The 25497-nt window shown below is 60.0% G+C and carries 21 protein-coding genes; 10 read left to right on the forward strand and 11 right to left on the reverse strand.

The window, feature by feature from the left end; all coding sequences use genetic code 11:
• Nucleotides 1–20: 20 nt before the first annotated feature.
• The 5 genes from greA to FHT71_RS06510 all read right to left on the reverse strand — a co-directional run bounded on the left by greA (nt 21) and on the right by FHT71_RS06510 (nt 6701).
• The gene (gene greA / locus FHT71_RS06495) at nt 21–497 is read right to left on the reverse strand and encodes a transcription elongation factor GreA (RefSeq protein WP_018857193.1); all 477 of its coding nucleotides are present in this window, start codon (nt 495–497) and stop codon (nt 21–23) included.
• A 233-nt stretch (nt 498–730) separates the two neighbouring features.
• The gene (locus FHT71_RS32275; RefSeq protein ID WP_348649290.1) at nt 731–1180 is read right to left on the reverse strand and encodes a DUF2235 domain-containing protein; all 450 of its coding nucleotides are present in this window, start codon (nt 1178–1180) and stop codon (nt 731–733) included.
• On the reverse strand, nt 1066–1944 hold the full coding sequence (locus FHT71_RS06500) for a DUF2235 domain-containing protein (RefSeq protein ID WP_348649291.1): 879 nt from the start codon (nt 1942–1944) through the stop codon (nt 1066–1068). Before FHT71_RS06500 ends, FHT71_RS32275 begins: the two co-directional genes overlap by 115 nt.
• A 71-nt stretch (nt 1945–2015) precedes the next feature.
• Nucleotides 2016–5501, reverse strand: a complete 3486-nt coding sequence (gene carB, locus FHT71_RS06505) for a carbamoyl-phosphate synthase large subunit (RefSeq protein WP_183719302.1) — start codon at nt 5499–5501, stop codon at nt 2016–2018.
• Nucleotides 5502–5672: 171 nt separating this feature from the next.
• Nucleotides 5673–6701: a zinc-dependent alcohol dehydrogenase family protein gene (locus FHT71_RS06510; RefSeq protein WP_183719304.1), complete on the reverse strand. Its 1029-nt coding sequence runs from the start codon at nt 6699–6701 to the stop codon at nt 5673–5675.
• A 311-nt stretch (nt 6702–7012) separates the two neighbouring features.
• On the opposite strand from FHT71_RS06510, the gene FHT71_RS06515 reads away from it, so the two are divergent.
• From FHT71_RS06515 to FHT71_RS06530, 4 genes are all read left to right on the forward strand, one after another.
• Entirely contained in the window at nt 7013–8050 is a 1038-nt protein-coding gene (locus tag FHT71_RS06515; protein WP_246717964.1) for a phosphatase PAP2 family protein, read from the forward strand.
• A 124-nt stretch (nt 8051–8174) separates the two neighbouring features.
• Entirely contained in the window at nt 8175–9092 is a 918-nt protein-coding gene (locus FHT71_RS06520; protein WP_007790077.1) for a neutral zinc metallopeptidase, read from the forward strand.
• A gap of 235 nt (nt 9093–9327) precedes the next feature.
• Nucleotides 9328–10575: a tetracycline resistance MFS efflux pump gene (locus FHT71_RS06525; RefSeq protein WP_007790080.1), complete on the forward strand. Its 1248-nt coding sequence runs from the start codon at nt 9328–9330 to the stop codon at nt 10573–10575.
• 142 nt (nt 10576–10717) lie between these two features.
• A complete protein-coding gene (locus FHT71_RS06530; RefSeq protein WP_007790082.1) occupies nt 10718–12121 on the forward strand; it encodes an MATE family efflux transporter in 1404 nt (467 codons plus the stop codon).
• A gap of 14 nt (nt 12122–12135) precedes the next feature.
• Here FHT71_RS06530 and FHT71_RS06535 read toward each other — a convergent pair whose 3' ends face one another.
• The 3 genes from FHT71_RS06535 to carA form a co-directional block, all read right to left on the reverse strand.
• The gene (locus FHT71_RS06535) at nt 12136–12456 is read right to left on the reverse strand and encodes an antibiotic biosynthesis monooxygenase (RefSeq protein ID WP_007790084.1); all 321 of its coding nucleotides are present in this window, start codon (nt 12454–12456) and stop codon (nt 12136–12138) included.
• A gap of 166 nt (nt 12457–12622) precedes the next feature.
• Nucleotides 12623–12916 carry a hypothetical protein gene (locus FHT71_RS31415; RefSeq protein ID WP_007790086.1) on the reverse strand — a complete coding sequence of 98 codons (294 nt, stop codon included), beginning with the start codon at nt 12914–12916 and terminating at the stop codon, nt 12623–12625.
• Nucleotides 12917–13067: 151 nt separating this feature from the next.
• Nucleotides 13068–14273, reverse strand: a complete 1206-nt coding sequence (gene carA / locus FHT71_RS06540) for a glutamine-hydrolyzing carbamoyl-phosphate synthase small subunit (RefSeq protein ID WP_183719336.1) — start codon at nt 14271–14273, stop codon at nt 13068–13070.
• A gap of 274 nt (nt 14274–14547) precedes the next feature.
• On the opposite strand from carA, the gene FHT71_RS06545 reads away from it, so the two are divergent.
• Nucleotides 14548–15000 carry a GatB/YqeY domain-containing protein gene (locus FHT71_RS06545; protein ID WP_007790091.1) on the forward strand — a complete coding sequence of 151 codons (453 nt, stop codon included), beginning with the start codon at nt 14548–14550 and terminating at the stop codon, nt 14998–15000.
• On the opposite strand, the gene FHT71_RS06550 is transcribed toward FHT71_RS06545, so the two are convergent.
• Nucleotides 15001–15879 carry a hypothetical protein gene (locus tag FHT71_RS06550; RefSeq protein ID WP_132588741.1) on the reverse strand — a complete coding sequence of 293 codons (879 nt, stop codon included), beginning with the start codon at nt 15877–15879 and terminating at the stop codon, nt 15001–15003. It lies immediately after the preceding gene.
• 661 nt (nt 15880–16540) lie between these two features.
• Between FHT71_RS06550 and dnaG the strand changes: the two genes are divergently transcribed.
• The gene (dnaG, locus tag FHT71_RS06555) at nt 16541–18526 is read left to right on the forward strand and encodes a DNA primase (protein WP_132588740.1); all 1986 of its coding nucleotides are present in this window, start codon (nt 16541–16543) and stop codon (nt 18524–18526) included.
• Nucleotides 18527–18616: 90 nt separating this feature from the next.
• Here the strand turns inward: dnaG and recQ are convergent, their stop codons facing one another.
• Both recQ and FHT71_RS06565 read right to left on the reverse strand, forming a co-directional pair.
• Entirely contained in the window at nt 18617–20476 is a 1860-nt protein-coding gene (gene recQ / locus FHT71_RS06560) for a DNA helicase RecQ (RefSeq protein ID WP_183719308.1), read from the reverse strand.
• A 544-nt stretch (nt 20477–21020) separates the two neighbouring features.
• Complete coding sequence (locus FHT71_RS06565) at nt 21021–21995, reverse strand: L,D-transpeptidase (RefSeq protein ID WP_183719310.1); 975 nt, start codon at nt 21993–21995, stop codon at nt 21021–21023.
• On the opposite strand from FHT71_RS06565, the gene FHT71_RS32280 reads away from it, so the two are divergent.
• The 4 genes from FHT71_RS32280 to FHT71_RS06585 all read left to right on the forward strand — a co-directional run bounded on the left by FHT71_RS32280 (nt 21964) and on the right by FHT71_RS06585 (nt 25493).
• The gene (locus tag FHT71_RS32280; RefSeq protein ID WP_348649292.1) at nt 21964–22185 is read left to right on the forward strand and encodes an HRDC domain-containing protein; all 222 of its coding nucleotides are present in this window, start codon (nt 21964–21966) and stop codon (nt 22183–22185) included. The two genes, FHT71_RS06565 and FHT71_RS32280, sit on opposite strands and share 32 nt — an antisense overlap.
• Nucleotides 22186–22392: 207 nt before the next feature.
• Nucleotides 22393–23451: a catalase family peroxidase gene (locus FHT71_RS06575; RefSeq protein WP_183719312.1), complete on the forward strand. Its 1059-nt coding sequence runs from the start codon at nt 22393–22395 to the stop codon at nt 23449–23451.
• A complete protein-coding gene (locus FHT71_RS06580) occupies nt 23448–24023 on the forward strand; it encodes a cytochrome b (RefSeq protein WP_132588736.1) in 576 nt (191 codons plus the stop codon). The genes FHT71_RS06575 and FHT71_RS06580 overlap by 4 nt, the downstream gene beginning before the upstream one ends.
• Before the next feature lie 282 nt (nt 24024–24305).
• Nucleotides 24306–25493 carry a glycine C-acetyltransferase gene (locus tag FHT71_RS06585; RefSeq protein WP_183719313.1) on the forward strand — a complete coding sequence of 396 codons (1188 nt, stop codon included), beginning with the start codon at nt 24306–24308 and terminating at the stop codon, nt 25491–25493.
• The last annotated feature ends 4 nt before the right edge of the window (nt 25494–25497 follow it).

Here is a 25497-nt window from a genome sequence, read left to right on the forward strand (position 1 = left end):
CGCGACCTTCCACGGGTTAATCAGCCCCAAGAAATGGAAAGAACTTCGTAAGCCTTGGAGCCGCCGGGTGCATTGACCTCGATAGAGTCGCCGACTTCCTTGCCGATCAGCGCACGCGCGATCGGAGAGGAAATCGAAATGCGGCCGGCCTTAACATCGGCTTCCTGGTCGCCGACGATCTGGTAAGTCTTTTCTTCTTCCGTGTCCTCGTCGACGAGCTTCACCTTGGCGCCAAACTTAATCTTGTCGCCAGACATCTTGGACAGATCGATGACTTCGGCACGTGCGGTCAGGTCTTCAAGCTCGCTGATGCGGCCTTCGTTGTGGCTCTGCGCTTCCTTTGCTGCATGGTATTCAGCGTTCTCGGAAAGGTCGCCGTGGGCGCGCGCCTCTGCGATCGCTTCGATGATTCGCGGGCGCTCTTCCTGCTGACGCCAGCGCAGCTCTTCCTGCAGCTTGACGAAACCACCCTGTGTCATCGGTACCTTATCAACCATTTTTCTGTCCTTCACTCCCTGCGTCTACTTAGCTGCAGACACAAAAGAAAACAGGTCCCGAAGGGGAACTTCGGAACCGTGCAACAATCCTAGTTACTCGGCTTATAGCAGATCGCTACCGGCGATTTCCATAAAATTCGTATTCACTGGCAGCAGCCGGTCCGCCCGCACATCCTGATAAGGAGGCAAGAGGCGGATCAAGCATGGCGGATCGCAGACGGGGATTCTAGCCGCTAGGGAACGAAATGAGGGTTCGCGGGCAGGTTCGGTGGATCGTAGGAGCTTGCATCCTTCCGCTCTTTGACCGAGATATGGATCAGCGCATCGTCCGGAATGAAACGCCGGTCGCTCAAAGGGAAATAGATCGCACTCCGGCTGCCGTGTTTGCGCCAGGAGTTTTCCGGTACGCGCCGCGGGATATACTCAAGGATTTTCCACCCGACGCTCATGGAATCATGGAGGGGAACGGTGGCGTCCAGCGGCACATATTTCTTCCCGCTTTTTCCAAGCACGATGTCGTTGACGGTGCGGCTGCGATAGAGGAGCCCGGCGGGCTTCGTTTCCTTGATCATCCAGGCGAGGGGTATTTTGACCGCTCCGCTCTGTGCTTCCGGATAGCCGCCGCCGATATCGCCATGCACGCCGGCAAACCACACTTCCTCGAAGTTCTGCTTTGCCGACACCTTTGGGCGGATGGGCGCCCCCAATATTCTTGATCCGGCATCCAGAGATCCGGCTGGAACATCGTTCGCCGTTCATCGATCGCGACGGCGTGGCGCACCCACTCGACGCTCGGATTTTTGCGGGTGAAAGGGTGGGTCTTGAATTGCGGATGCCATTTGCCGGCCTCGATCACCGACGCGACTGTGTCGAAAAGGCCCAGCAGCTTGATCGGCGGGCGGTCGTTTCTGAGGGTGCGCTCATAGAGACGCATGGCAGCGAAGGCCGACGGGGCATCCTCGCCGCCATCTTCTGCCGCGCCGCCAAGCTGCTCCTCCTGCGCGGGAATCCCTTTATAAGTCCTGTAGGCATAGTCGAGCAAATTGAGATGATACCGGCTCGTCAGGCCGAAGGCATGGATGAAGCCCGCCAGGACGCGCGCCGAATAGGCACCGCGGCTGAAGCCGAAGATGTAGATGCGGTCGCGATCCGGATGTCGCCCATCGGCGTCAGGCGGGCCGCGATCGTAGTTCTCCACCAGGAAGCGGTAGGCTTCCTTGACGTTCTGATCGAGACCCCAACCGGTCGCGAGCCCGAAAATCTCGTAGGATTTGCGAAGCAGTCTCGACCAGGCATTGGTCGCGCCGAACGTGCCGATGCCCGGATCGTAGTAGACGATCTGCTCGTCCGAGCGTTTCAAGGTGCCAAATAGTCTGAGGACGTTGGTCCGGTCGGCCGAAATCTCGTTCGACGTGCCGTCAAACAGAATGACAACGTTCTTTGCCATGAACCGCTCCGGATGCGCCGCCGCAAAGGTAGCATCCGGGCGGTTTTACCGCAACTTTCGGTCGTTTTAGCTTAAAAGTAGCTCTGCAGCGGACGAACTTCCAGGTTGCCGGCCCGCAGTGCCTTGATCGCCTGCGCGGCGGCCTCGGCTCCGGCCATCGTCGTGTAGTAGGGCACCTTCTGCATGAGGGTTGCTCGGCGCAGCGACTTCGAGTCGGAGATTGCCTTGTTGCCGTCGGTCGTGTTGATCACGAGCTGGACCTGGCGGTTGCGGATTGCGTCTTCGATGTGTGGGCGCCCTTCCAGGACCTTGTTGATTTTCGTCGAGTCGATGCCGTTTTCAGCCAGAAACCGCTGCGTGCCGCCGGTTGCGAGAACCTTGAAGCCTTCGCCGACGAGAACGCGGATGGCCGGCAGGACGCGCGGCTTGTCCTCGTCGCGGACGGAAACGAAGACAGTGCCTTCACGTGGCAGTTCGACACCGGCACCGAGCTGCGACTTGGCGAAGGCCAGTGCGAAATCGGTGTCGAGACCGATGACTTCGCCGGTCGAGCGCATTTCCGGGCCGAGCAGGGTGTCGACACCCGGGAAGCGGGCGAACGGGAAGACGGCTTCCTTGACGGCGATGTGCTTCAGCGTGCGTGGATCCGGCTTTTCGCCGTAAGCGGCAAAGGTCGCGTCGAGCTTCTCGCCAGCCATGACACGGGCGGCGATCTTGGCGATCGGCGCGCCGATGGTCTTGGCGACGAAGGGCACGGTGCGCGAGGCGCGCGGGTTCACTTCAAGCACGTAGACGGTGCCGTCCTTGATGGCGAACTGCACGTTCATCAGGCCACCGACGTTCAGAGCCTTTGCCATCGCCTTGGCCTGGCGCTCCAGCTCGTCGATCAGTTCCTTCGAGAGAGAACGCGGCGGCAGCGAGCAGGCGCTATCGCCGGAGTGAATGCCGGCCTCCTCGATATGCTCCATGATGCCGGCGACGTAGACGTCGTCGCCATCGCAGAGGCAGTCTACGTCGACTTCGATGGCGTTGGTTAGGTAGCTGTCAAAGAGCAGTGGGTTCTTGCCAAGCAGCGTGTTGATCTGGCCGGTCTTGTCGTTCGGGTAGCGCTGCTTGATATCCTCAGGCACCAGCTCCGGAACGGTGTCGAGTAGGTAGCTCTGCAGCTGGCTCTCGGCGTGGATGATCTGCATGGCGCGGCCGCCGAGAACATAGGATGGACGCACGACCAGCGGGAAGCCGATCTCGGCGGCGACGAGGCGGGCCTGCTCGACCGAATAGGCAATGCCGTTGTTCGGCTGGTTGAGGTCGAGCTTCATCAGGAGTTTCTGGAAGCGGTCGCGGTCTTCGGCAAGGTCGATCATATCAGGCGCGGTGCCGAGGATCGGGATGCCGTTCTTCTCGAGTGCTTCGGCAAGCTTCAACGGTGTCTGGCCGCCGAACTGAACGATGACGCCGACGACTTCGCCCTTTTCCTGCTCCGCGCGCAGGATTTCGATGACGTCTTCGGCCGTCAGCGGCTCGAAATAGAGGCGATCGGAGGTGTCGTAGTCGGTCGAGACCGTTTCCGGGTTGCAGTTGATCATGATCGCTTCGTAGCCGGCATCCTTCAGCGCGAAGGCGGCATGGCAGCAGCAATAGTCGAATTCGATGCCCTGGCCGATGCGGTTCGGACCGCCGCCGAGGATGACGACCTTCTTGCGGTCGGAAACCTGGGCTTCGGAGCGCGCTGCGCCGACGAAGGGGGTCTCGTAAGTCGAGTACATGTACGCGGTCGGCGAAGCGAACTCGGCAGCGCAGGTGTCGATGCGCTTGAAGACCGGACGGACGTTCAGGCGGTTGCGCAGCTCGGCGACTTCCTTCGGGCGCTTGCCGGTCAGCGTTGCGAGGCGGGCGTCGGAGAAGCCCATCGCCTTCAGGGTGCGCAGGTTAGCAGCGTCGGTCGGCAGGCCATGCTCGCGGATACGCGCTTCCATGTCGACGATCGCCTTGAACTGGGCGATGAACCAGGGGTCGATCTTCGAGCCTTCGTGCACTTCTTGCGGGCTCATGCCCGTGCGCAGCGCCTGGGCAACCATGCGCAGGCGATCCGGCGTTGGCGTACCGATGGCGGCGCGAATGGCGTTCTGGCTGGATTCACCTTCCTCGACATCCGGAATTTCGATCTCGTCGAGGCCGGTCAGGCCGGTTTCGAGACCGCGGAGCGCCTTCTGCAGCGATTCGGCGAAGGTGCGGCCGATCGCCATGACTTCGCCGACGGACTTCATCGCTGTCGTGAGCACAGGCGAGGCGCCCGGGAATTTCTCGAAAGCAAAGCGTGGGATCTTGGTAACGACGTAGTCGATCGACGGCTCGAACGAGGCCGGCGTCGCGCCCCCTGTGATGTCGTTTTCCAGTTCGTCCAGCGTGTAGCCGATCGCGAGCTTGGCGGCGACCTTGGCGATCGGGAAGCCGGTCGCCTTGGAGGCCAGCGCCGACGAGCGCGAGACGCGCGGGTTCATTTCGATGACGACGAGGCGGCCGTCCTTCGGGTTGACGGCGAACTGCACGTTCGAACCGCCGGTCTCGACGCCGATCTCGCGCAGCACCGCGATCGAGGCGTTGCGCATGATCTGGTATTCCTTGTCCGTCAGCGTCAGTGCGGGCGCGACAGTGATGGAGTCGCCGGTGTGAACGCCCATCGGATCGATGTTCTCGATCGAGCAGATGATGATGCAGTTGTCCGCCTTGTCGCGGACGACCTCCATTTCATACTCTTTCCAGCCGAGCACGGATTCTTCGATCAGCACTTCAGTGGTCGGCGAAGCATCGAGGCCGCCAGAGACGATCTCGAAGAATTCCGAGCGGTTGTAGGCAATGCCACCGCCGGTTCCGCCAAGCGTAAAGGAGGGGCGGATGATGGCTGGCAGGCCGACGTGATCGAGCGCCTGGGCGGCGATCGCCATTGCGTGACTCATGTAGCGCTGCTTACGGTCACTTTCGCCGAGGTTCCAGTGGTTCTCCAGTTCGTCCAGTGCCTTGTCGAGGTCAGTGCCGGAGAGGCTTGCCTTCAGCTTGTTACGCTCGGCCTCATGCGTCTTGCGATCGGTATCCTTGATATCGGTGGCGTTCGCCAGCATCGAGCGCGGCGTTTCCAGGTCGATGCGGGCCATGGCCTCGCGGAAGAGCGCGCGGTCTTCGGCCATATCGATTGCAGCGGGCTTCGCGCCGATCATCTCGACATTGTAGCGGTCAAGGACGCCCATGCGCTTCAGCGACAGCGCTGTGTTGAGTGCCGTTTGGCCGCCCATGGTCGGCAGCAGCGCGTCCGGGCGCTCCTTGGCGATGATCTTGGCGACAACTTCAGGAGTGATCGGCTCGACGTAGGTGGCATCGGCGAGGCCCGGGTCGGTCATGATCGTTGCCGGATTGGAGTTGACGAGGATGACGCGGTAGCCTTCCTCCTTCAGCGCCTTGCAGGCCTGGGTGCCGGAGTAGTCGAATTCGCAAGCCTGGCCAATGACGATCGGTCCCGCGCCGATGATGAGGATCGATTTGATATCTTGGCGCTTGGGCATCGTCTTTTTCCGTTTCCTAGCTGCGCAGAAAGCCGGCCAGGGTGGGAGGCACCGGCCGGGTCGCGCATGTGATGGTCTTTTCAGGCTAGAAGCGGCTTATAGGCAAATGTATTTGCAAACGGAACCCCATAAATTGCGGAATCGACAGGAATTGGCGGAGCTTGTGAAGGTCTAGTCAATGTCCGGTACGACAAGCGTCCTGATCTCGCCCAGGCGGGCGGGACTGGAGATTGCTTCTACGGCGTCATTGAAGCCGATCCGGCGGGAGATCAGCGGCTCGACCTTGATGGTCCCCGATGCGATGAACTCGGCCGCGCGCTGGTGAGTGAACGGGTTGAGGAAGGAGTTCACCAGCTTGATCTCGCGGAAGAGGAGGTCGAAGGGCTCGACCTCAATCTTCATGCCCCGGGGCATGACGCCGAGGATGACGACGGTGCCGCCGCGCCGCGCAAGGCGGGGCGCCTGCTCGATCGTTTCGGCAACGCCCGCGCATTCGATGACGACGTCGGCGCCGCCCGGCAACAAACCGTCTGCCGCGATCAAGCGTGCCACGATATCGCCGCTTAAGGGATCCGCACTCGCGGTCGCTCCGAGCTTTTCGGCAAGCGTCCGCTTCTCCTCGGTGCGGGTAACAAGCACAACCTTGGTCGCTCCTGCCAGTCGGGCCAACTGCACGATGAGCAAGCCGATCACACCGCCGCCGAGGACGACGACCGAGGCGCCTGTTCGGATTTCGGCAAGGTCTACGCCGTGGATGCAGCAGGAAAGGGGTTCGCAGAAGGCGCCGTGGAGGGGATCCAGTGCCGAGGGCAGTTCGAAGGCCTGCTGCTGCGGAATGCAGACATATTCGGCAAAACCGCCGTCGCGATGGATGCCGATCGCCTGCAGGTTATGGCACAGATTGACGCGACCGCGCCGACATTCGGGGCAGCGGCCGCAGGCAATGTTCGGATCACCGGTCACGCGCATGCCTGCACGAAAGCCGCTCACACCGTCGCCCACCTTTTCGATGATGCCAGCAAACTCGTGGCCGAGCGTAACGGGTGGCTTGGAAGGAAACTCTCCAAGGAACAGGTGGCGGTCGGTGCCGCAAATGCCGCAGGCCTCCGTGCGAACAAGCAATTCGCCAACACCCGGTTCGGGACGCTCTACCTCGCGCAGGGCCAGCTTTCCCGTCGCTTCGAGCCGTACCGCCTTCATCGTTCGTCTCTCCTCCTCAGACTTCTTCGTGCAAGGAGGCCTGAATGGAGAGGTCTCGTCAAGCGGGTGCCGCGTGTCGCGCTTGGTAAGCATTTATTTGCCCTGCATTTGCGAAAATATCGTCGGGCCGACCTTTTTAGCGGTGCCGGTTCGTGAAAATTAATAAAGAGCGTGCTTTCTATTTATCGTTGCAAACCAGGAGGGCGGTTTGCTTGCAGGGGCGTCTTGAATTGACAATGTCTCAGCGTGATAAAAGGCCTGCGAGCCAGAGAACGTGGACTTTGGAGGTGCTATCGCACCTTAAGGTCCGGATGACGGCGGACCTTTGGCTTTATCTCGCCGTAGCAGTCTATTTCGTGATTGGTGTCGTGTTGCTGATCGCCGACGGCCACGCCGAGATGATGTCTTTCGGGCTGTATTTCGACCAATGGACCTATCTGTTCCTGTTCTTGATGCCTTTGATGGCGATCGTCTTCGACTATGCATGGATTTTCTTTCGCTTCGACGATAGGCGATCGCTGGCTGTGCGAAGAGCATTTTCGCCTCAGCGTTTGGCCCATCTCTTCTCGGGCATGGCGTTGCTGATGGCGCTGATGATTTTTCAAGGCACGTTCACATCGATCAAGAATCTATTGCCGATCATTCGGGGCGGCTTTCTCTACGATCAATGGCTCGCGAATCTCGATGCCCTGCTGTCGTTCGGCCGCGATCCCTGGAAGGTCCTGCTCTCGATCGCTGGCCACGACGCCATCATCAAGATCGTGGATTGGAATTACAGCGTATTGTGGTTCGTGGTCTGCTTCGGAACGCTCTTTTACGTGGCAACCTCGCCGCGAGCGGCGTCGATGCGTGTCCGCTATATCAGCATGTTCATGCTCGTCTGGGTGGTCTGCGGAAATATTCTTGCCGGCATCTTCATATCGGCCGGGCCTGTCTTTTATGGCGCGGTGACCGGTGATGAGCGGCGCTTTGCGGAGCTGGCCACTTTTCTGGCCTTGCCCGATGGTCCTACAGCCGCCAATCTGTTTCAAAGCTATCTTTGGTCGCTTCACGCGCACAGCACGTCCGGGTTCGGCTCGGGCATTTCGGCCTTTCCCAGCGTACATGTGGGGCTGATTGCCTTGAACGCATTCTTCGCGGCGGAGGTCTCACGCAAGCTGGGTATCATCGCCTTTTGTTACACCGCATTCGTAATGGCGAGCTCCGTCTATCTCGGCTGGCACTACGCAGTCGACGGCTATGCTTCGTTGCTTGTCGTTGGGGTCGGCCATTTTGCTCTTAGAAGTCTGCTTGATCGCAAGCCAGGATTGGTCGCAACCGCGCTTCACGGTGCGGTCGCAACCGCTTGATTGTTTGAATATCGAAGGCCGTTCCACTGTCGTCGGCGGCCAAGGCGCTCTCCCGGGTAGCTGGAATTTCCCAACCGCCGAGATATATACATAGCGACCGAAGGTTTAGCCCGGGGGAACCGTCATGGAATGGAAAGGCCGGCGTCAGTCCGACAACATCGAGGATCGTCGTGGCGATCCTTCCATGGGCGGATTGGGCAGAGGAGGAGGCTTCAGTTTTCCATCCGGCGGCGGCATGGGTCGGCGTGGCGGCGGGCTGAGCATCGGCACCATCATCTTCCTCGTCGTCATCTATCTTGTCCTCAAGGCCATGGGCATCGACCTGCTGCAGATCATGGATGGCGGCATGACAACAGGCGGACCGGGCTACGAGCAGAGCGAATCGGGAAGCCAGACGCCCGCCAATGATGAAATGACGGCATTCGTTCGTACAGTGCTTGCCGAGACTGAAGACACCTGGAATGGGATCTTCCAGTCTCAGGGGCGTCAGTATGAGGAGCCTCGCCTCGTTCTCTTCTCCGGACAGACGCAGTCTAAATGCGGTTTTGCCTCGGCGGCGACCGGGCCTTTCTACTGCCCGAGCGACCACAAGGTCTACCTCGACACGGCCTTCTTCAACCAGCTAAGCCGCCAGTTCGGTGCCTCCGGCGATTTTGCCGAAGCCTATGTGGTGGCCCACGAGGTCGGCCATCATGTTCAGAATTTGCTGGGCATCCTGCCGAAATTCAATCAAGCGCGCCAGCGCATGAGTGAGGCGGACGCCAACAAGATGTCGGTTCGCGTCGAACTGCAAGCCGACTGCTTTGCCGGCATCTGGGGCAAATTCACCGAGCAGAAGGGTATTCTCGAGGCCGGCGATCTGGAGGAGGCGTTGAACGCAGCCCAGCAGATCGGCGACGACACGTTACAGAAGCGCAGCCAGGGCTATGTGGTGCCGGAAAGCTTCAACCACGGCACCTCGGAGCAGCGGGCCCGATGGTTCAAGCGCGGCTTCGACAGCGGGCAGTTGTCCGCGTGCGATACGTTCTCAGGGCCGATCTGAAACAGCCCCTTTTGAGCTGGCCGCCGCTCGGGGGGCATTCGTCGATTTCGTCAGACGCGAGCAGTGCAAAGGCCGCACAGGTCTGCCTTTGTTCCGGTTCTCGATCAACAGAAGTCGTGAGCCTATCAAAAGATTTGAGATGTTCACGGATTGTTTCGCTCATGTACGTGAGCTATGTAACATATCCGGCGACGAGATCGTCTTTTCAGAAAAAAACCTACTGTAGAGATGTCTGATGCTCGATCCGAAATTTGTTCGTCGCGGCCTCTTCCTCGTCTTCATGATCCTGTTTCTCGACGTGATCGGGATTGCGATCATCATGCCGGTGTTGCCGGCCTATCTCGAGCAATTGACCGGCGGGTCCGTGAGCGACGCAGCTCTCGATGGCGGCTGGCTGCTTGTTGTCTACGCCGTCATGCAGTTCCTGTTCGCGCCATTTCTCGGCAATCTCAGCGACCGCTTCGGACGGCGTCCCATCCTGCTTCTGTCGGTGCTGACGTTTGCGATCGACAACTTCATCTGTGCGGTGGCGACGAGCTTCTGGATGCTCTTCATCGGTCGCGCGCTGGCTGGCCTCAGCGGCGGCAGCTTTGCGACCTGTTCGGCCTACATCGCTGATATTAGCAATGATGACAATCGCGCTAAAAATTTCGGCTTGATCGGCATTGCGTTCGGCGTCGGTTTCACGATCGGGCCTGTCATCGGCGGCTTCCTCGGAGAGTTCGGCCCCCGGGTGCCGTTTCTCGGGGCTGCGGCTCTTTCGTTCGCAAATTTCGTTGCCGCCTATTTCATGCTTCCCGAGACCTTGGAGGCAAGGCATCGTCGGACGTTTGAATGGAAGCGTGCCAATCCGCTCGGTGCGCTGAAGCAGATGCGCAGCTATTCCGGTATCGGGCCGATCTGTGCGGTCATGTTCCTTTTCTGGCTGGCGCATGCCGTCTATCCGGCTGTCTGGTCCTTCGTGTCGACCTACCGCTATGGCTGGAGTGAAGGCCAGATTGGGCTCTCGCTCGGCATTTACGGCATTGGCGCCGCCTTCGTCATGGGCGTCATCCTGCCGAAAATCGTGCCCGTGCTCGGCGAGTGGAAGACAGCCGTCCTCGGCTTGTCTTTTTCCGTCGTTGGACTGACGGGCTACGCCTTCGCCTGGGAGGGCTGGATGGTTTACACGGTGATCGTGCTGACTGTGATGGAGAACGTCGCTGATCCGCCGCTACGAAGCATAGCAGCCGGCAAAGTGCCGCCGTCGGCGCAAGGTGAGCTGCAAGGGGCGCTTACAAGCCTCAGCAGCATCACCACGATTGTCGGACCGCTGATCTTTACGCAGCTGTTCGGCTACTTCACGAGGCCAGAAGCGCCGGTGCCGTTTGCCGGAGCGCCGTATCTGCTGTCGGCGATCATCATCCTGATCGCGGCCATCGTGTTTTTGGCGAAGGTGCGTACGGTCAAGGCCGCAGACGTCGTCGGGCAGCCAGCCGAATGAGCCATCAGAATTCGTGATGCGATGATGAATTTTTCATCATTTGCATAGTTTTGAGTAGTTCTTTGCGGGGCTTTGATCTAAGCCGTCTTGATGTTTTGCCGCAACTTGCGGCCGTTGCCGATTCAATCACAGGAAAAGTGTCATGGACACGCCGATCGACGCGCGCAAGCTTGCGCCGAAAACCGATAACCATTGGGCTGCGCATTTCCGCGCCACGCTGGCGCTCGGAATCCCGCTGATCGGCGCGCAGTTGGCTCAGCTCGGCATCCATACGACCGACGTGATGATCGTGGGGCGCCTCGGCGCTGAAAATCTTGCCGCAATGGTGCTTTCGGCGCAGTTCCTGTTCACGATCCTCGTCTTCGGCTCGGGTTTCGCCATCGCGGTCATACCGATGGTTGCGCAGGCCTACGGCAGGGGCGACGTCGTCAGCGTGCGCCGGTCGCTGCGCATGGGTCTTTGGGTCGTGCTCGCCTATTGGGTGATCATGCTGCCGGCGTTCTTCAACTCCGAGCGGATACTGCTCGCCGCCGGGCAGAAGCCCGAAGTGGCGGCACTGGCGCATGGCTACATCCTGATCGGTCAGTTCGGTGTGTTGCCGGGCCTGCTCTACAACGTCATGCGCTCGCTCGTCAGTGCGATCGGCAGAGCGGCGGTCGTTCTCAACGTGACGATCGCGATGCTGGTGCTGAATGCCTTCTTCGCCTATGCGCTGGTGCTTGGCCATTTCGGCTTTCCGGCAATGGGCCTTGAAGGAGCAGCGATCGTTTCGGTCGCCGTGCAGACTGCCGGCTTCCTGTTTATCGTTGCCTATGTGCAGAGCAGGCAGGACACGCGACGCTACGAGATTTTCGTGCGGTTCTGGCGTCCCGACTGGAAGGCATTCTGGGAGGTCGCGCGTCTCGGTCTGCCGATCAGCGTGACGCTCCTCGCCGAGGTAAGCCTCTTTACGGTTGCCTCGTTGCTGATGGGGCATATTGGAACGATCGAGCTTGCGGCCCATGGTATCGCGCTGCAATGGGCTTCGATCGCCTTCATGATCCCGCTCGGCTTGTCGCAGGCGGCAACCGTTCGGGTTGGTGTGGCGCACGGGCAGGGCGACTACACCGCCGTCGTTCGAGCCTCGATCGCAGTGGTCGTCATCGCCTGCCTGATCGCCAGTGCCGGTGGCATCCTGTTTGCTGCCGCTCCTGAGTTCCTGGGAAGCTGGTTCCTCGATACGAAGCTGCCGGAGGCGCCGCAGGTGCTTGCCTATGCCGGGCCGCTGATCGTCGTAGCAGGGCTCTTTCAGTTGGTCGATGGCCTCCAGGCAATCGCCAATGGCCTGCTGCGTGGGCTGAAGGATGCACGCGTGCCGATGATCCTAGCACTGATTGCCTATTGGCCGATCGGCTTCTTCCTTGCCTGGGCCTTTGCGTTCCCGCTTGGCTTCGGCGGTATCGGCATCTGGTTCGGCTTTTTGGTCGGGCTTGCGGCGGCAGCCGTGATGCTTTGCGGACGCTTCTACCTGCTTCTGCGCAGCGAGAAGGATATGGCCGGCGCCTAGCCGGCCAATTCGGATCAAGCCGCGATCGGCTTATAATTGGCGATGTCGGCACGAATGCCGAGCCGTTCGAATAGCGCTTGCGGATCGAAGTTTCGCGCACGGTGGGCGGCCTGCACGACGGCCCTTACCCGGTCGATCACCTCCGCACTTTCCCATTGTGCGATCGTCACGAAGTTGAACTCGCCTGGTCCTGAAACCTGCTCCAGCACCTGATGGCTGATGAAGCCTTCTTGCGCCTGCAAGACTTCGTGCGTTTTCAGCACGTTCATCAGGAACTCCTCGCGCGCTGCCTCCGGAACAGCAAACTTGTCGATCCGGTAAAACGCTCCGTTCATCCTTGTCTCCTTTGCCTGGATGTCACGAGGCGGGTGTAATTCCTCAAGTTAAGTTGAGGTCAATAGGCCAAAACAAAAAGACCCGCTCGGTAGCGGGCATTCAAACCGCGCGAGATGGACGGTCGCTCGGCGAGCCTCCTCTCACCCTCAGGCGCGGCTGCCGCTGCTAGTAGTTATACATCGACATCGGATCATTGACGCAGGCGTAGTCCAGGAGACACTGTCGCCCGGTGCGGTCCCGCAAACTGGCAGTACTCAGCTTGTCTCCAGGCCCGCATTGGGCCGGCGGATAGCGGAAGTTGCGGCCCCCGAAGCCGAGGCGCACATAAACCTTCTTAGATTGGCGGATAATCTGCGCAAGCTGAGCGCAGCTGTAATCCTTTGCATCGACCTTCACGGGCCCGGCGGCAAGAGATACCGTCGGGAGCAAGCACGCAACTGCTAGGATTAAGCATCTCATGGCTGCCTCCCTGACCGAAGGTCAGTAAATCAGCACTCTCGACACTATTCAAACGGATATCGCGTGGCCGCAGCCATCGTTGAGCGCAACAGCTCAACAAAGAAAAAGCCCGCTCGGAAGCGGGCTCTCGAATTGCTGGAACGGCTGTGTCTCAGCGCTCGGCGAGGGCTTCCTCGCCCTTCTTCGCACGCACCAGATTGATGAAGCGGCGGAAGAGGTAGTGGCTGTCCTGCGGCCCCGGGGAGGCTTCCGGGTGATGCTGCACCGAGAAGATCGGCTTGCCGGCGACGCGTAGCCCGCAGTTGGTGCCGTCGAAGAGGGAAACGTGAGTCTCCTCAATACCCTGTGGCAGAGACTTCGTGTCGACCGCGAAGCCGTGGTTCATCGAGACGATCTCGACCTTGCCTGTGGTGTGGTCCTTCACCGGATGGTTGGCGCCGTGATGGCCCTGATGCATCTTCTCGGTCTTGGCGCCGAGGGCGAGGCCCAGCATCTGATGGCCGAGGCAGATACCGAAGACCGGGATGTCGGTCTTGATCAGTTTCTGGATGACGGGAACGGCGTATTCGCCTGTCGCAGCCGGGTCACCCGGGCCGTTCGACAGGAAAATGCCGTCCGGCTGCATGGCCAGCACGTCCTCGGCGCTCGTCGTTGCCGGCATCACCGTGACCTTGCAGTCGAGGCCGGCAAAGAGGCGCAGGATGTTGCGCTTGACGCCATAGTCGAGGCAGACGACGTGATACTTGGCATTTTCGGAGGCGAGCTCGCCGTAGCCCTCGTTCCAGATCCAAGGGGTCTGCGCCCATTGCGAGGATTGGCCGGAAGAGGCGATCTTGGCGAGGTCGAGACCTTCGAGGCCGCTCCAGGCCTTGGCTTCCGCCTTCAGCGTCTCCACGTCGAACACACCGTTCGGGTCGTGGGCGATGACGGCGTTCGGCGAGCCGTTCTCGCGGATCCAGGCCGTCAGCGCGCGGGTGTCGACGCCGCAGAGGCCGATGATGCCGCGGGCCTTCAGCCAGGCATCGAGATGCTTGGCAGCGCGGTAGTTGGACGGCTCGGTGATGTCGGCCTTGAAGATGACGCCGACGGCGCCGTGGCGTGCCGCGGGCGTCAGGTCTTCGATGTCTTCGTCGTTGGTGCCGATGTTGCCGATATGCGGGAAAGTGAAGGTGACGATTTGGCCGAGGTAGGAGGGATCGGTGAGGATTTCCTCGTATCCGGTCAGCGCTGTGTTGAAGACCACTTCGGCCTGGACCTTGCCGGTCGCGCCGATGCCCTTGCCTTCGATGACGGTTCCGTCTGCGAGAACGAGCAGGGCGGTCGGCTTTTCGGTTGTCCAGGGTGCAGTTGCGGTCATCTTCATCCCGTTTCCGGCAGCCATACGTCCTTGGGCAACGTTGGCCGGCCATTTGGTTCGCAAGCATATGCGCGCGGCAAGGCACGCGCTCTCAGGCCTGATCACGAATTTTTGGTGCAGGTGGCGGTAAATAGCCACGCTATTGCGCGAGGTCAATCTTTGTACCGCACATTCTGCCGGTTTTCTCGCGCTTTCTGCCGCCTGTTTCCGCAATTTATTTGATCCCATGCATTCGCGTGGTTTATGAAGCGGCATTCAAACAGGAGTGATTACAATGTTGCGCGATCAACTCGCCGCCGCCCTCAAGGATGCCATGAAGTCCAAGAACGCCGAACGGCTTTCGACCGTTCGCCTGATCCAGGCAGCGATCAAGGACCGGGATATCGCCAATCGCGGCGCCGGAAAGGAAGAGGCTGGTGACGACGAGATTTTGCAGATCCTCGCCAAGATGGTGAAGCAGCGCGACGAATCGGCGAAGATCTATGAGGAGAACGCGCGTCCCGAACTGGCCGCGAAGGAGCGTGCCGAGATTGGCGTGCTTCAGGACTTCCTGCCGAAGCAGCTTTCGGACGCCGAAGTGCGCAGCAACATCGCCGCGATCATCGCTGAGATCGGTGCGGCGGGCCCGAAGGATATGGGCAAGGTGATGGCCGTTCTGAAGGAGCGCTATGCCGGCCAGATGGACTTCTCCAAGGCATCCGGCGCCGTCAAGGAACAGCTGAACTGATCAGCGCAGGCTCGCCGTCTTCCTGGCGGCGGGCCCTAGGACCGCCTCTGCGGCGGCATCGACAACCGCGAATTTTGCCGCCTGATATCCCCAATATTCCATGACAAAAGCGCGCGATATCCAAGTGTCGCCCTTATAGGGCGGCTGGGTCCAGCCCACGCTTCCCATTTCGGACGCCTGCGTCAGCAGGCGCTTCAGATGCGTGTTGGAGATCATGAACTGGTCACGGATTTCCTTGAGCGACAGCGGCCCGATGTAGGCCCGCTCCGAGCTGCGATCGAAGGTGTCGATGCGGCTCATGAGGTAGTCCATGATCAGGCCGCCGGAATTGGCCCAGTTGAACAGACTATATGTTGCGCCGGGGTCGCGCACGGCGTCGCTATCGATGATCGCCTTGGAAATCAGCGGCTGTATCTTGGAGAAGGCTGCCGGGTCGGCGTTGATTCGGTCCAGCCGATTGCTGCCGTCCAGACTGTCGAGAATGAAAAGATGCGTGGCGAGCCACCTGAAAAAGTGCTCGTGGGCAGTTTCCGTCGGCTCCAACAGGCGCGTGCGCTTGTCGCTGGTACTCTCGACCGGGCGAAGGAACCGGTATGCAAGCATTTCCTGGATAAAGGCCGCGGCGGTGTTGCGGCTGGCAATCTTGTTGGCCACGACGAAGGCGATGAAACGGCCGGAATAGAGACCGAGTTTCGGTTCGCCAGGGTAGCCGAAATGAAGGGCGAAGCCGGCATGGGCCATCAGCCAGCGCTGTTGCGCGGCAAAGATCGATGCGATGCGCGGGCTCTCGCGATAGATCGACAGCATTTCGCGGGCGCAATGCAGCACGGCCACGAAGAAGGCGTCGCTTTCTAAAAAATCTTCAACTTTATGTGGCATGCGACCATCCCGATAGGTCGCTTTCATTAGGCATCGGACGATAACTGTCAATGCCTTCCGCGGCCGATAGTGGAGGCGGAAATATCAAAAATTAAACCTTTGGGTGAAATTAAAGAAGGCAGGAGCTGGGGGTGCTCCTGCCTTCTTGCTCTTTGCTTCCGGTGGCAACGCAGGACCGAGATCCAAGCCAACAGGTACTTGCAAAGACACCCTTGCGAGGCGGCGCCGGGGGTAGGGATGGTGCCTCGCACGGGGATCGCTGTGTTGGCTCTGAAGTTATTGCGACGCGGCAAGTGATTCAAATTACAAAAAAATAATGATTGGCGACGGAGGCTGCCTTAGATGTGTCATTCGTGCTTGAGGTTGTGGCTTTGCGACGGGCAATCATCATTTCGAGCAATTGCGAAGCTGTTGTTCCGTCATCGATTTTTGACGATTGGCAAAAAATGAGTGGCCGGCACGCTCGTCTGGCATACACGCAAAAAGCGGGTTGCGGCTTTCAGTGTCGCACCCCATGTCGCAGGGGCGGTAACGTATTTTTGAACGCGCATTCCTGGAGATTTTTCAAGCCACGAAGGCCCTGTGAATAGCGCGTCCTTTGGCCAAATGCCGTGGCATGTGCCGATGAACCTGCTTATATGGACCCAGCTAAGAGGTTCACATGCGCTTTTCCAATTCCTTTCTCGACGAGATACGCGATCGCGTGCCGATTTCGGACGTGATCGGTCGTCGTGTGAGCTGGGATAAGCGCAAGACCAACGTCTCTCGCGGCGATTATTGGGCCTGTTGCCCGTTTCACGGCGAAAAGTCGCCGAGCTTTCACTGCGAGGACCGCAAGGGGCGCTACCACTGCTTCGGCTGTGGCGTCACCGGCGATCACTTCCGATTCCTGACGGATCTGGAGGGGTTGAGCTTCCCGGAGGCCGTGCAGCAGATCGCCGATATGGCAGGCGTTGCTATGCCGGTTGCCGATCCGGTCATGGAAAAGCGCGAGAAGGAGCGCACCTCGCTTCTCGACGTGATGGAGCTCGCGACCAAGTTCTTTCAGGATCAGCTACAAACGGCAAACGGTGCGCGGGCGCGCGCTTATCTGCGCGATCGCGGGCTGACGGGGCGGACGATCGAGACGTTCCGGCTTGGCTTCGCGCCGGACAGCCGCAATGCCCTGAAAGAGTTTCTGGCAGGCAAGGGCGTTGCCAAGGAGCAGATCGAGGCTTGTGGTCTGGTGGTCCACGGTCCCGACGTGCCGGTCTCCTATGACCGTTTCCGTGACCGCATCATGTTTCCGATCCTGTCGTCCCGCGAGAAAGTGATTGCTTTCGGCGGGCGGGCCATGTCTGCGGACGCGCCGGCCAAATATCTCAATTCCAACGAGACGGAGCTCTTCCACAAGGGCAATGTGCTCTACAATTTCGCGCGCGCCCGCCGGGCGACGCAGGGCGCCAACGGCGAGGGCACGATCATCGCCGTCGAAGGCTATATGGACGTGATCGCGCTGCATCAGGCCGGCGTCGAGAATGCCGTCGCGCCGCTTGGCACCGCATTGACCGAGAATCAGCTCGACCTCCTCTGGAAGATGACGCCGCAGCCGGTGCTTTGCTTTGATGGCGACGGCGCCGGCATTCGCGCTGCCAATCGCGCAGCCGATCTGGCGCTCCCGCATATCAAGCCAGGGCGCACCGTTCGCTTTGCCCTGCTGCCAGACGGCAAGGATCCGGACGATCTGGTGCGCAACGAGGGGCGCGCGCCCTTCGACAAGGTGATGAGCCAGGCCAAGCCGCTGGCTGAGATGATCTGGGGCCGTGAAATCAATACTGGGCAGTTCGAGACGCCTGAAGCGAAGGCGGAGCTCGAAGCGCGGTTGAAGCAGCTCGTCGCCGTCATTGCCGATGAGAATGTCCGCCGTCACTACCAGCAGGACATGCGCGACCGGCTGAACGGCTTCTTTCAGCCGCAATTCCAGAATCGTAGCAATGAGCGGCGAAGCTTCGATCGCGGCGCCGGCCAATCCCGCGGCCGTGGCGGGGAGGCCGCGCGCGGCCCGCGCCTTTCCGGCGGCGGCATTTCCGATCGGCTGGCCCGCTCCGGTCTGGTTCGTGGCCATCAGGAAACACCTGCCTTGCGAGAGAGCGTGCTGGCGCTGACGGTCATCAACCATCCGGCCTTGATGCAGGACGAATATGACGAGATCGCCTCGATCGATTACGACAACCGCGAGCTTCAGCGGCTCTGGTCCGTCATGCTCGGGGCTGCGGCGGCCGTTGCCGGGCCGCATCTGACGCGTGAGTATCTGCTGGAGCGCATGGAAGAGCAGGGTTTCGGTCCGTTGCTGCAGGGGCTTGAGCAGCAGATTCGCAATGCTCGCCTCTGGATCGCTACATCGGAGGCGGCAATGGAGGATGCACGGGAGGGGTATCGGCAGGCGCTCGCCTTCCATAAGCGTGCCAAGGCTTTGCGCTTCCAGAAGATCGAGCTTGAGCGTGAGATCGCCGAGGCGACCGAAGCCGGCAACGGCGAGGTGATCGACCAGTTGATGCGCGCTTTGCAGGAGGTCCATTTCGAAGGGCTTCGCCTTGAGAACCAGGAAGCGATCATCGATGGTTTCGGCGTGCTTTCCGGCCGCGTCAAGGGAGCGGCGAGCCATTGATGGGTTCGGCAGATCGGGGACGCGACGTTCGGCTTCAGCTTCCTCGCTGTGCCGACAACCGCCAACAGACAGTCGACGGCGGGCGGCACGTCATTCCGAATCCGAGATGATTTCCATAAACCGGCGGCCGTATCGTTCGAGCTTGGTCGCGCCAACACCTGAGATCGACAACATTTCGTGATCTGTCGTCGGTCGCTCGGTTGCAAACGCGATGAGTGTGGTATCCGGGAAAATCACATAAGGAGCGACGCCCATTTCCTTGGCGATGGACATCCGTTCCGCTCGCATCGCCTGGAAGAGCTGCTCATCGCGACCAGACAGGCCAGTACCCCTTTTTGCCTGCGGCGTCCTACCTTTGGCCCCCTTGCCAAATTTTTCCCCGGAATCCTTGCGCAGGACAACGTTGATTTCCTTCTTGAAGACCGCACGAGCTGACTGATCGAGCTTTATGGCTCCAAACTCGTCATGGGCGACCGAAATGAAGGAATGGGCGAGCAACTGTCTAAACACAGATTGCCAGGTGCTGGCCGGAAGGTCTTTTCCTGCGCCGAACACGGGCATCTCGGTATGGCCGAACTTCGAGGTGCGATCCGTTAAGTTGCCGGTCAGCACGTCGATCAGATGAGCCACGCCGAAGCGCTCGCCCGTTCGATAAACGGCCGCCAATGCTTTGATAGAGGCTGCGGTGCCATCCCAGGTTTCGACCGGCCGGTTGCAGGTGTCGCAATTTCCGCACCGCGCGGACGCCGCTTCGCCGAAGTGGCCAAGGATCGCCTTTCGCCGGCATCCCGCCGTCTCGCAGATTCCGAGAAGGGCGTTCAGTTTCGCCCGTTCTATGCGCTTGATCTCGTCCGTCGCTTCGCCTTCGTCGATCATGCGGTGACGCTGGACGATGTCCGCCATGCCGTAGATCATGAAGGCTTCAGACGGGAGACCATCGCGACCTGCGCGTCCAGTTTCCTGGTAATAGGCTTCGACCGAAGAGGGGAGGTCAACATGCGCCACGTAGCGAACGTTCGGCTTGTTGATGCCCATCCCAAAGGCCACGGTCGCGACGAGGCAAAGGTCTTCTTCTAAACGAAACGCGTCCTGGTTCGCTGCCTTCTCGGTCGGATCCATCTTGGCATGGTATGCTTTGGCCTTGATGCCGTGACCGTTTAGCCATTCAGCGGTCTCTTCGACCTTCTTCCTCGATAGGCAATAGACGATCCCGCTCGATCCCTCGTGCCGCTTCAGGAAGCGCAGGAGCTGACTTCTGGCATTGTCCCGCTCCACGATCTCGTATGAAATGTTCGGGCGGTCGAAGCTATCCATGTAAACGGCGGCGTCATCCAGTTCCAACTGCCGGATGATGTCAGCCCGTGTATGAGCGTCCGCGGTCGCCGTCAGCGCAATTCTGGGGACATCGGGGTAAAGCTCCTTGAGCTTGCCAAGTCCAAGGTAATCTTTGCGAAAATTATGTCCCCAGGAACTGACGCAGTGGCATTCGTCGATAGCGATCAGGGAAATCGGCACGCTTCCGAACAGGTCGGCAAAGCCAGGCATCACAACGCGCTCCGGCGTTACATACAGGAGCTTGATCTTGCCAGCTCGCAGACTGGACCGGACACGGCGGGATTCTTCTTCGGATTGCTGCGACCAGAGGCACTCGGCTGCCACGCCCAGCGACTTCAGCTCCTCAACCTGATCCCTCATCAACGCGATGAGCGGCGAGATGATAATGGTCGTTCCCGGCAGGCAAACACCGGGTATCTGGAAGCACAGGGATTTGCCCTTGCCCGTCGGGAATAGCACGAGCGCATCGCCTCCAGACATGACATGGCGAATGACGTCTGCCTGCTTTCCACGGAAGCTGTCGTACCCCCAGACGCGTTTCAAAACTTCCTCGGGGGAAGCGCGGTCGTCGAACAGTGCGCAAGACGCGGAGCGTTGGCTGGCAGCAGGCATCATTGAACGCCTTGTGAAAGGTTCCGGGGCTGATGGCGTTTTTGTACGAAGAAAACTCATGGCGTAGGGATACTACGATTCGCATGAAGCATGCCGCGAGAAGCTGAGGTTTCCCCGCTTCCTGACATCGATAAGGCTTTCAAAGGATGCTTCGAGATCCCGACGAGGGACGTTTGCCAGGTGTTGCTGCTCATGCGGACTGCCGCATTCATGCTCATCGCCGTGGTTTCCTGCGTCGTCTTCGAGATGGTGCCAGCTGTTTTGGGACGCGTCGAGGGGCTTCGATCTCCAGTCTTTGCTTTGCTAATCCTCGTTTCGCCTATCTTGCTATTGTTGCAGACCCCCCGCGGTTTCATACGATGTCCAAGGGATGGCAAAATCCTGTGGGCATGCGGTTGTGGCCTTCAACAGACGTCATCGTCCGCGACTGCTATTCCGGCTGGCGGCTACAAGGCCAGACGAAGCGGTTCGGGATTCAGTCGTTCAATGGGGATGGCGAGCGATCCCGGTGCGTTCCAGGCTGAAGTCCATCGGGGCGCGCCCCCGTTCAGTCGCGGAAGTCTACTTTTACCCCCGGTTTCACCATGCTTGCGAGTTCCTCGACGTCCCAATTGGTAAGCCTGACGCATCCGTGTGAGCCAGCCTTGTCGATCAGATTGGGCTGCGGAGTTCCGTGAATGCCATAGGTTGGCTCGGAGAGGTCGATCCAAACCGTTCCGACTGGGTTATTGGGGCCGCTTGGCAGTTCAAGTTTCTTTTTATTTTTGCCCTGCTGGAAGTTGAGCTTGGGATTGTAAACGTATTTTGGATCGCGAGCGACGCCAATAACCTTGTGTCGCCCAGTGGGAGAGGGGTTGTCCTCGCTGCCGATAGTGGCGGGATATACGGCCAGGATGGATCCGTCCTTAGCATATGCGATCACCTGACCACTCTTGCGTCTCGCTTCGATCAGTTTAACGCTCCCGGTTCTCGGCGCACCTATGACCGCGACCGAAATTGTTTCGCCCGGGATGAATTTTTTCTCAGGGTTCAGCGCTTTCAACAGGTTAGTGTCCATGTGGAATCTCTCTGACAGCCTCTCAGCTACGCTGGTGTAGCCAAGATGCTGCATTTCAGCCTGCTTGGCGTAGTCCTTCGGTATGTTCTCGACCAAATCCGCGGCGTCATCCGGAGCGATCACATAGGGTCCGATGACATGGTGATCATCGTTCAAACGCTTGGCCATCTCCGGATCTGGCTTCCCATCGACGGGCAAACCCTGCATTGCTTCGAAGCCAGCGACAGCCTTCGTCAGGTTCTCCCCGGGGAGCCCGTCGATTACGCCCGGCGACGAACCCGCTCGATCCAGGAGAACCTGAAGGTGGACGAGGGCCGGGTCCGGCTGCGGTGATCGCTCTGCCGGTTGGTCGGAGATGCTGGCTGTCACTGCATCGTTGACGGCTTGGGCCGAAATTTCCTGCCCGTTTCCGATACCGTGGACCAGAAGCAAGATGAATCCGCCGATCAGCAGGGTTTTTATCATGTTCCTAGAAACGCTGAGTCATCAAAAGGTTCCGCTGCCAACCCTCACTGGCGGTACGACGCTCATTGCCTTCGCGACCGAGCGGCCGCGCACGCACAAGGAGATGCTCGCCATCTCGGGCGTCGGCCAATCGAAACTCGAGCGCTACGGCGATGCGTTTCTAGACGTGATCCTCAGCCACGACGGCTAGGGTTTGACCGTACGTTTTAACAATGGCATCTTCCATGCCACGACACATGCAGGCATCCCGCGATGCACTGTTCGCATGGTGCCTCCTTTTGCCTTCGGTCCATAGCTTGCCATTGCCGCCATCGTTTCCAGCAACCGTCGGCGCAGAGAGTGAAAACATCCCACAGACATTGCCTTGAACGCGCAAGTTAACAGCGGAGAATGTTGGATGCCTGACCCGTCGCAATCGCAGCCGCATTCTCATCTGGGATCTCTGGTCATCATCGCTGCCGTGGTCGCCATCGGAGCAGGGGCGTTCGCTTACACTGCAGGATGGTTCTCGCCCGGGCGTCTCACCCCGACGAAGCTCGTCGGTGCGCTGGCGCCACCCGATGGGCCGGCGCTTGGCCATCGGCGAAATCACGCAAAAGGCATCTGTTTCACCGGCATATTTGAAGCGAACGGGAATGGCACGGCTCTCTCCCGTGCGACCGCTTTCGTTGCTGGGCAATATCCGGTTGTCGGACGATTCAATCTTGGTACGCCTGACCCGAGTGCAACCGACGCCACGGTTCGCGTGCGGGGGATCGGGGTTCAGATTTCGACCCCCGACGGCGACGTTTGGCGCATGGCCATGATCGATCCGCCAATCTTTCCGGTCGCCACGCCTCAGGCGTTCTACGAGCTGCTCGAAGCGTCGAAGAGCAAGGATCCGGAGGTCATGAAAGCTTTCGCCGCAGCGCATCCGGAATTTGCGGCATTCGGCAAGTGGGCAACGACTGCGCCGTGGACCGCCAGCTACGCGGAAGTGGCATTCAATAGCCTCAACGCCTTCATCTTTACCGATGGCGCCGGCGCAGACCACGCTGTCCGCTGGTCGCTGACGCCGCAGGCGCAGGTCACGCCGATTTCCGCTCCTGACCTGGAAAAGCTTGGTCCCAACCACTTGGACGAGGACATCATGGACCGCGTCAGCAAGGCGCCGCAGCGCTGGACGATGGTCTTAACGCAAGCCGACCCATCGGACCCAACCTCGGATCCGACGAAGGCGTGGCCACCGGAGCGCAGAACTGTTCAGGCCGGCACGCTGGTCGTGCAGAAGATCGAGGTGGAGGCAGACGGCCCTTGCCGCGACATCAACTTCGATCCGACCGTCTTGCCTGATGGCATCAAGGTGTCCGACGATCCGTTCCCGGCAGCGCGCTCGGCAGCTTATGCCAAGTCTTATGACCTGCGTACTTCGGAAGCGAGTTACTACCCTCGAACCGCCGGGAGCACAAAGCCATGAGCCGCACCAACACCGAGTTCACCGCGCTTCAGCGCTCATTGCACTGGCTGATGGCAATCTGCATTCTGGCAATGCTTTTTATCGGCGTCGGGATGGTGTCCACGATCGGGCGGCAGTACACCCCTTTGCTGGCCACCCATAAGACGCTCGGCATCACAATTCTCGTACTGGCCCTGATCCGCCTTGTGGTCCGATTTATCTATGGCGCGCCGGCGCTGCCTGTCGATCTTCCCGAGCCGATGAAGCTCGCCGCGCACCTGTCGCACCTTGCCTTGTACGCACTGATGATCGGCATGCCGCTGATTGGCTGGGCCATGATGTCTGCAGGCGCCTATCCTATCGTCCTTTACGGTCAGATACGGCTTCCTGCGATCCTGCCGCAGAGCGACAGCCTGCACACACTGCTGTGGAACGCGCACTTCTATCTGGCCTTTGCCTTTTTCGCGCTCGTCTTGCTGCATCTTGCGGCCGCGCTGTTTCATGCGCTTGTCCGGCGCGACGGGGTCTTGCAGACCATGCTGCCGGTCGGGAACAATGATGTGCCACTGAAACCCCAGCGGAACGAACATTAGAGCGCCTCGCGAAGGAGCAGCTCGATCTGCCAGCGTCGGCCGCTTGTCGAGCATGCAGCCGAGATCGCCTGGAATGTTGTCATCGCCGGCACGGCGCCCATGCTCATCACAAGCGCCTCGGATACCCGTCGTGGACGCTGACCGGTTCTGATCTGTGTCAATCCACACAGTGGATATGATTTGACGATCTGCGTCCGCAAAACCAGGCTTGAGGACGGCAAGACAGGCGCTTGGCTATGTGCTAGTGCAGGGCATCGGGAAACATCACAAGAAGGGCATTCAATGACCTCGCAATTCCTCTCCCACCTGCGCACCGAACTTGCCGCACTGAAGGACGCCGGGCTTTACAAGTCCGAGCGCATCATCACGTCGAAGCAGGCAGGCAAAATCGCCGTTACCTCAGGCGAGCGGGTTTTGAACTTCTGCGCCAACAACTACCTCGGGCTCGCCGACAACGAGGAGCTTGCCGAAGCGGGCAAGAAGGCGCTCGACCGCTATGGCTATGGCATGGCCTCCGTGCGCTTCATCTGCGGCACGCAGGAGGAGCACAAGCAGCTCGAGGCGCGCATTTCCTCCTTCCTCGGCATGGAAGACACCATCCTCTATTCCTCGTGTTTCGACGCTAACGGCGGCCTGTTCGAAACGCTGCTCGGTGAGGAAGATGCGATCATCTCAGACGCGCTGAACCATGCCTCGATCATCGACGGTGTGCGCCTCTCCAAGGCCAAGCGCTTGCGCTATGCCAACAATGACATGAAGGCGCTGGAGGAAGAGCTGAAGAAGGCGCAAGGCAGTCGCTTCAAGCTGATCGCCACCGACGGTGTCTTTTCGATGGACGGCATCATTGCCAATCTGCAGGGCGTCTGCGATTTGGCCGAGAAGTATGGCGCGATGGTCATGGTCGATGACAGCCACGCCGTCGGCTTCGTTGGCAAACACGGGCGCGGATCGGCGGAGCATTGCGGGGTCGAGGGCCGGGTCGATATCATCACCGGGACGCTTGGGAAGGCGCTCGGCGGTGCTTCCGGCGGCTATACCTCGGCCAAGGCGGAAACGGTCGAGTGGCTCCGCCAGCGGTCGCGTCCCTATCTGTTCTCGAATACGCTGGCGCCGGTGATCGCCGCGGCGTCCCTCAAGGTCTTCGATCTCATTGAGAATGGCGATGCACTGCGCGAGCGGCTGGCGGCCAATGCGACGCTGTTCCGCTCCGCGATGACGAAGCTCGGCTTCACGTTGGCGGGCGAGGGGCATCCGATCATTCCGGTCATGCTCGGCGATGCCAAGCTGGCGCAGGACATGGCGGCGCTGATGTTGAAAAAGGGCGTCTACGTGATCGGCTTCTCCTTCCCGGTTGTGCCGAAAGGGCAAGCACGCATCCGCACGCAGATGTCGGCCGCGCATTCGCGTGCGGACGTCGAGCGGACGATCGCAGCCTTCGCGGAAGCTGGCCGCGAACTCGGTGTCATCTAAAGGG

Source organism: Rhizobium sp. BK060, from assembly GCF_014193145.1.
Taxonomy (GTDB): Bacteria; Pseudomonadota; Alphaproteobacteria; order Rhizobiales; family Rhizobiaceae; genus Rhizobium.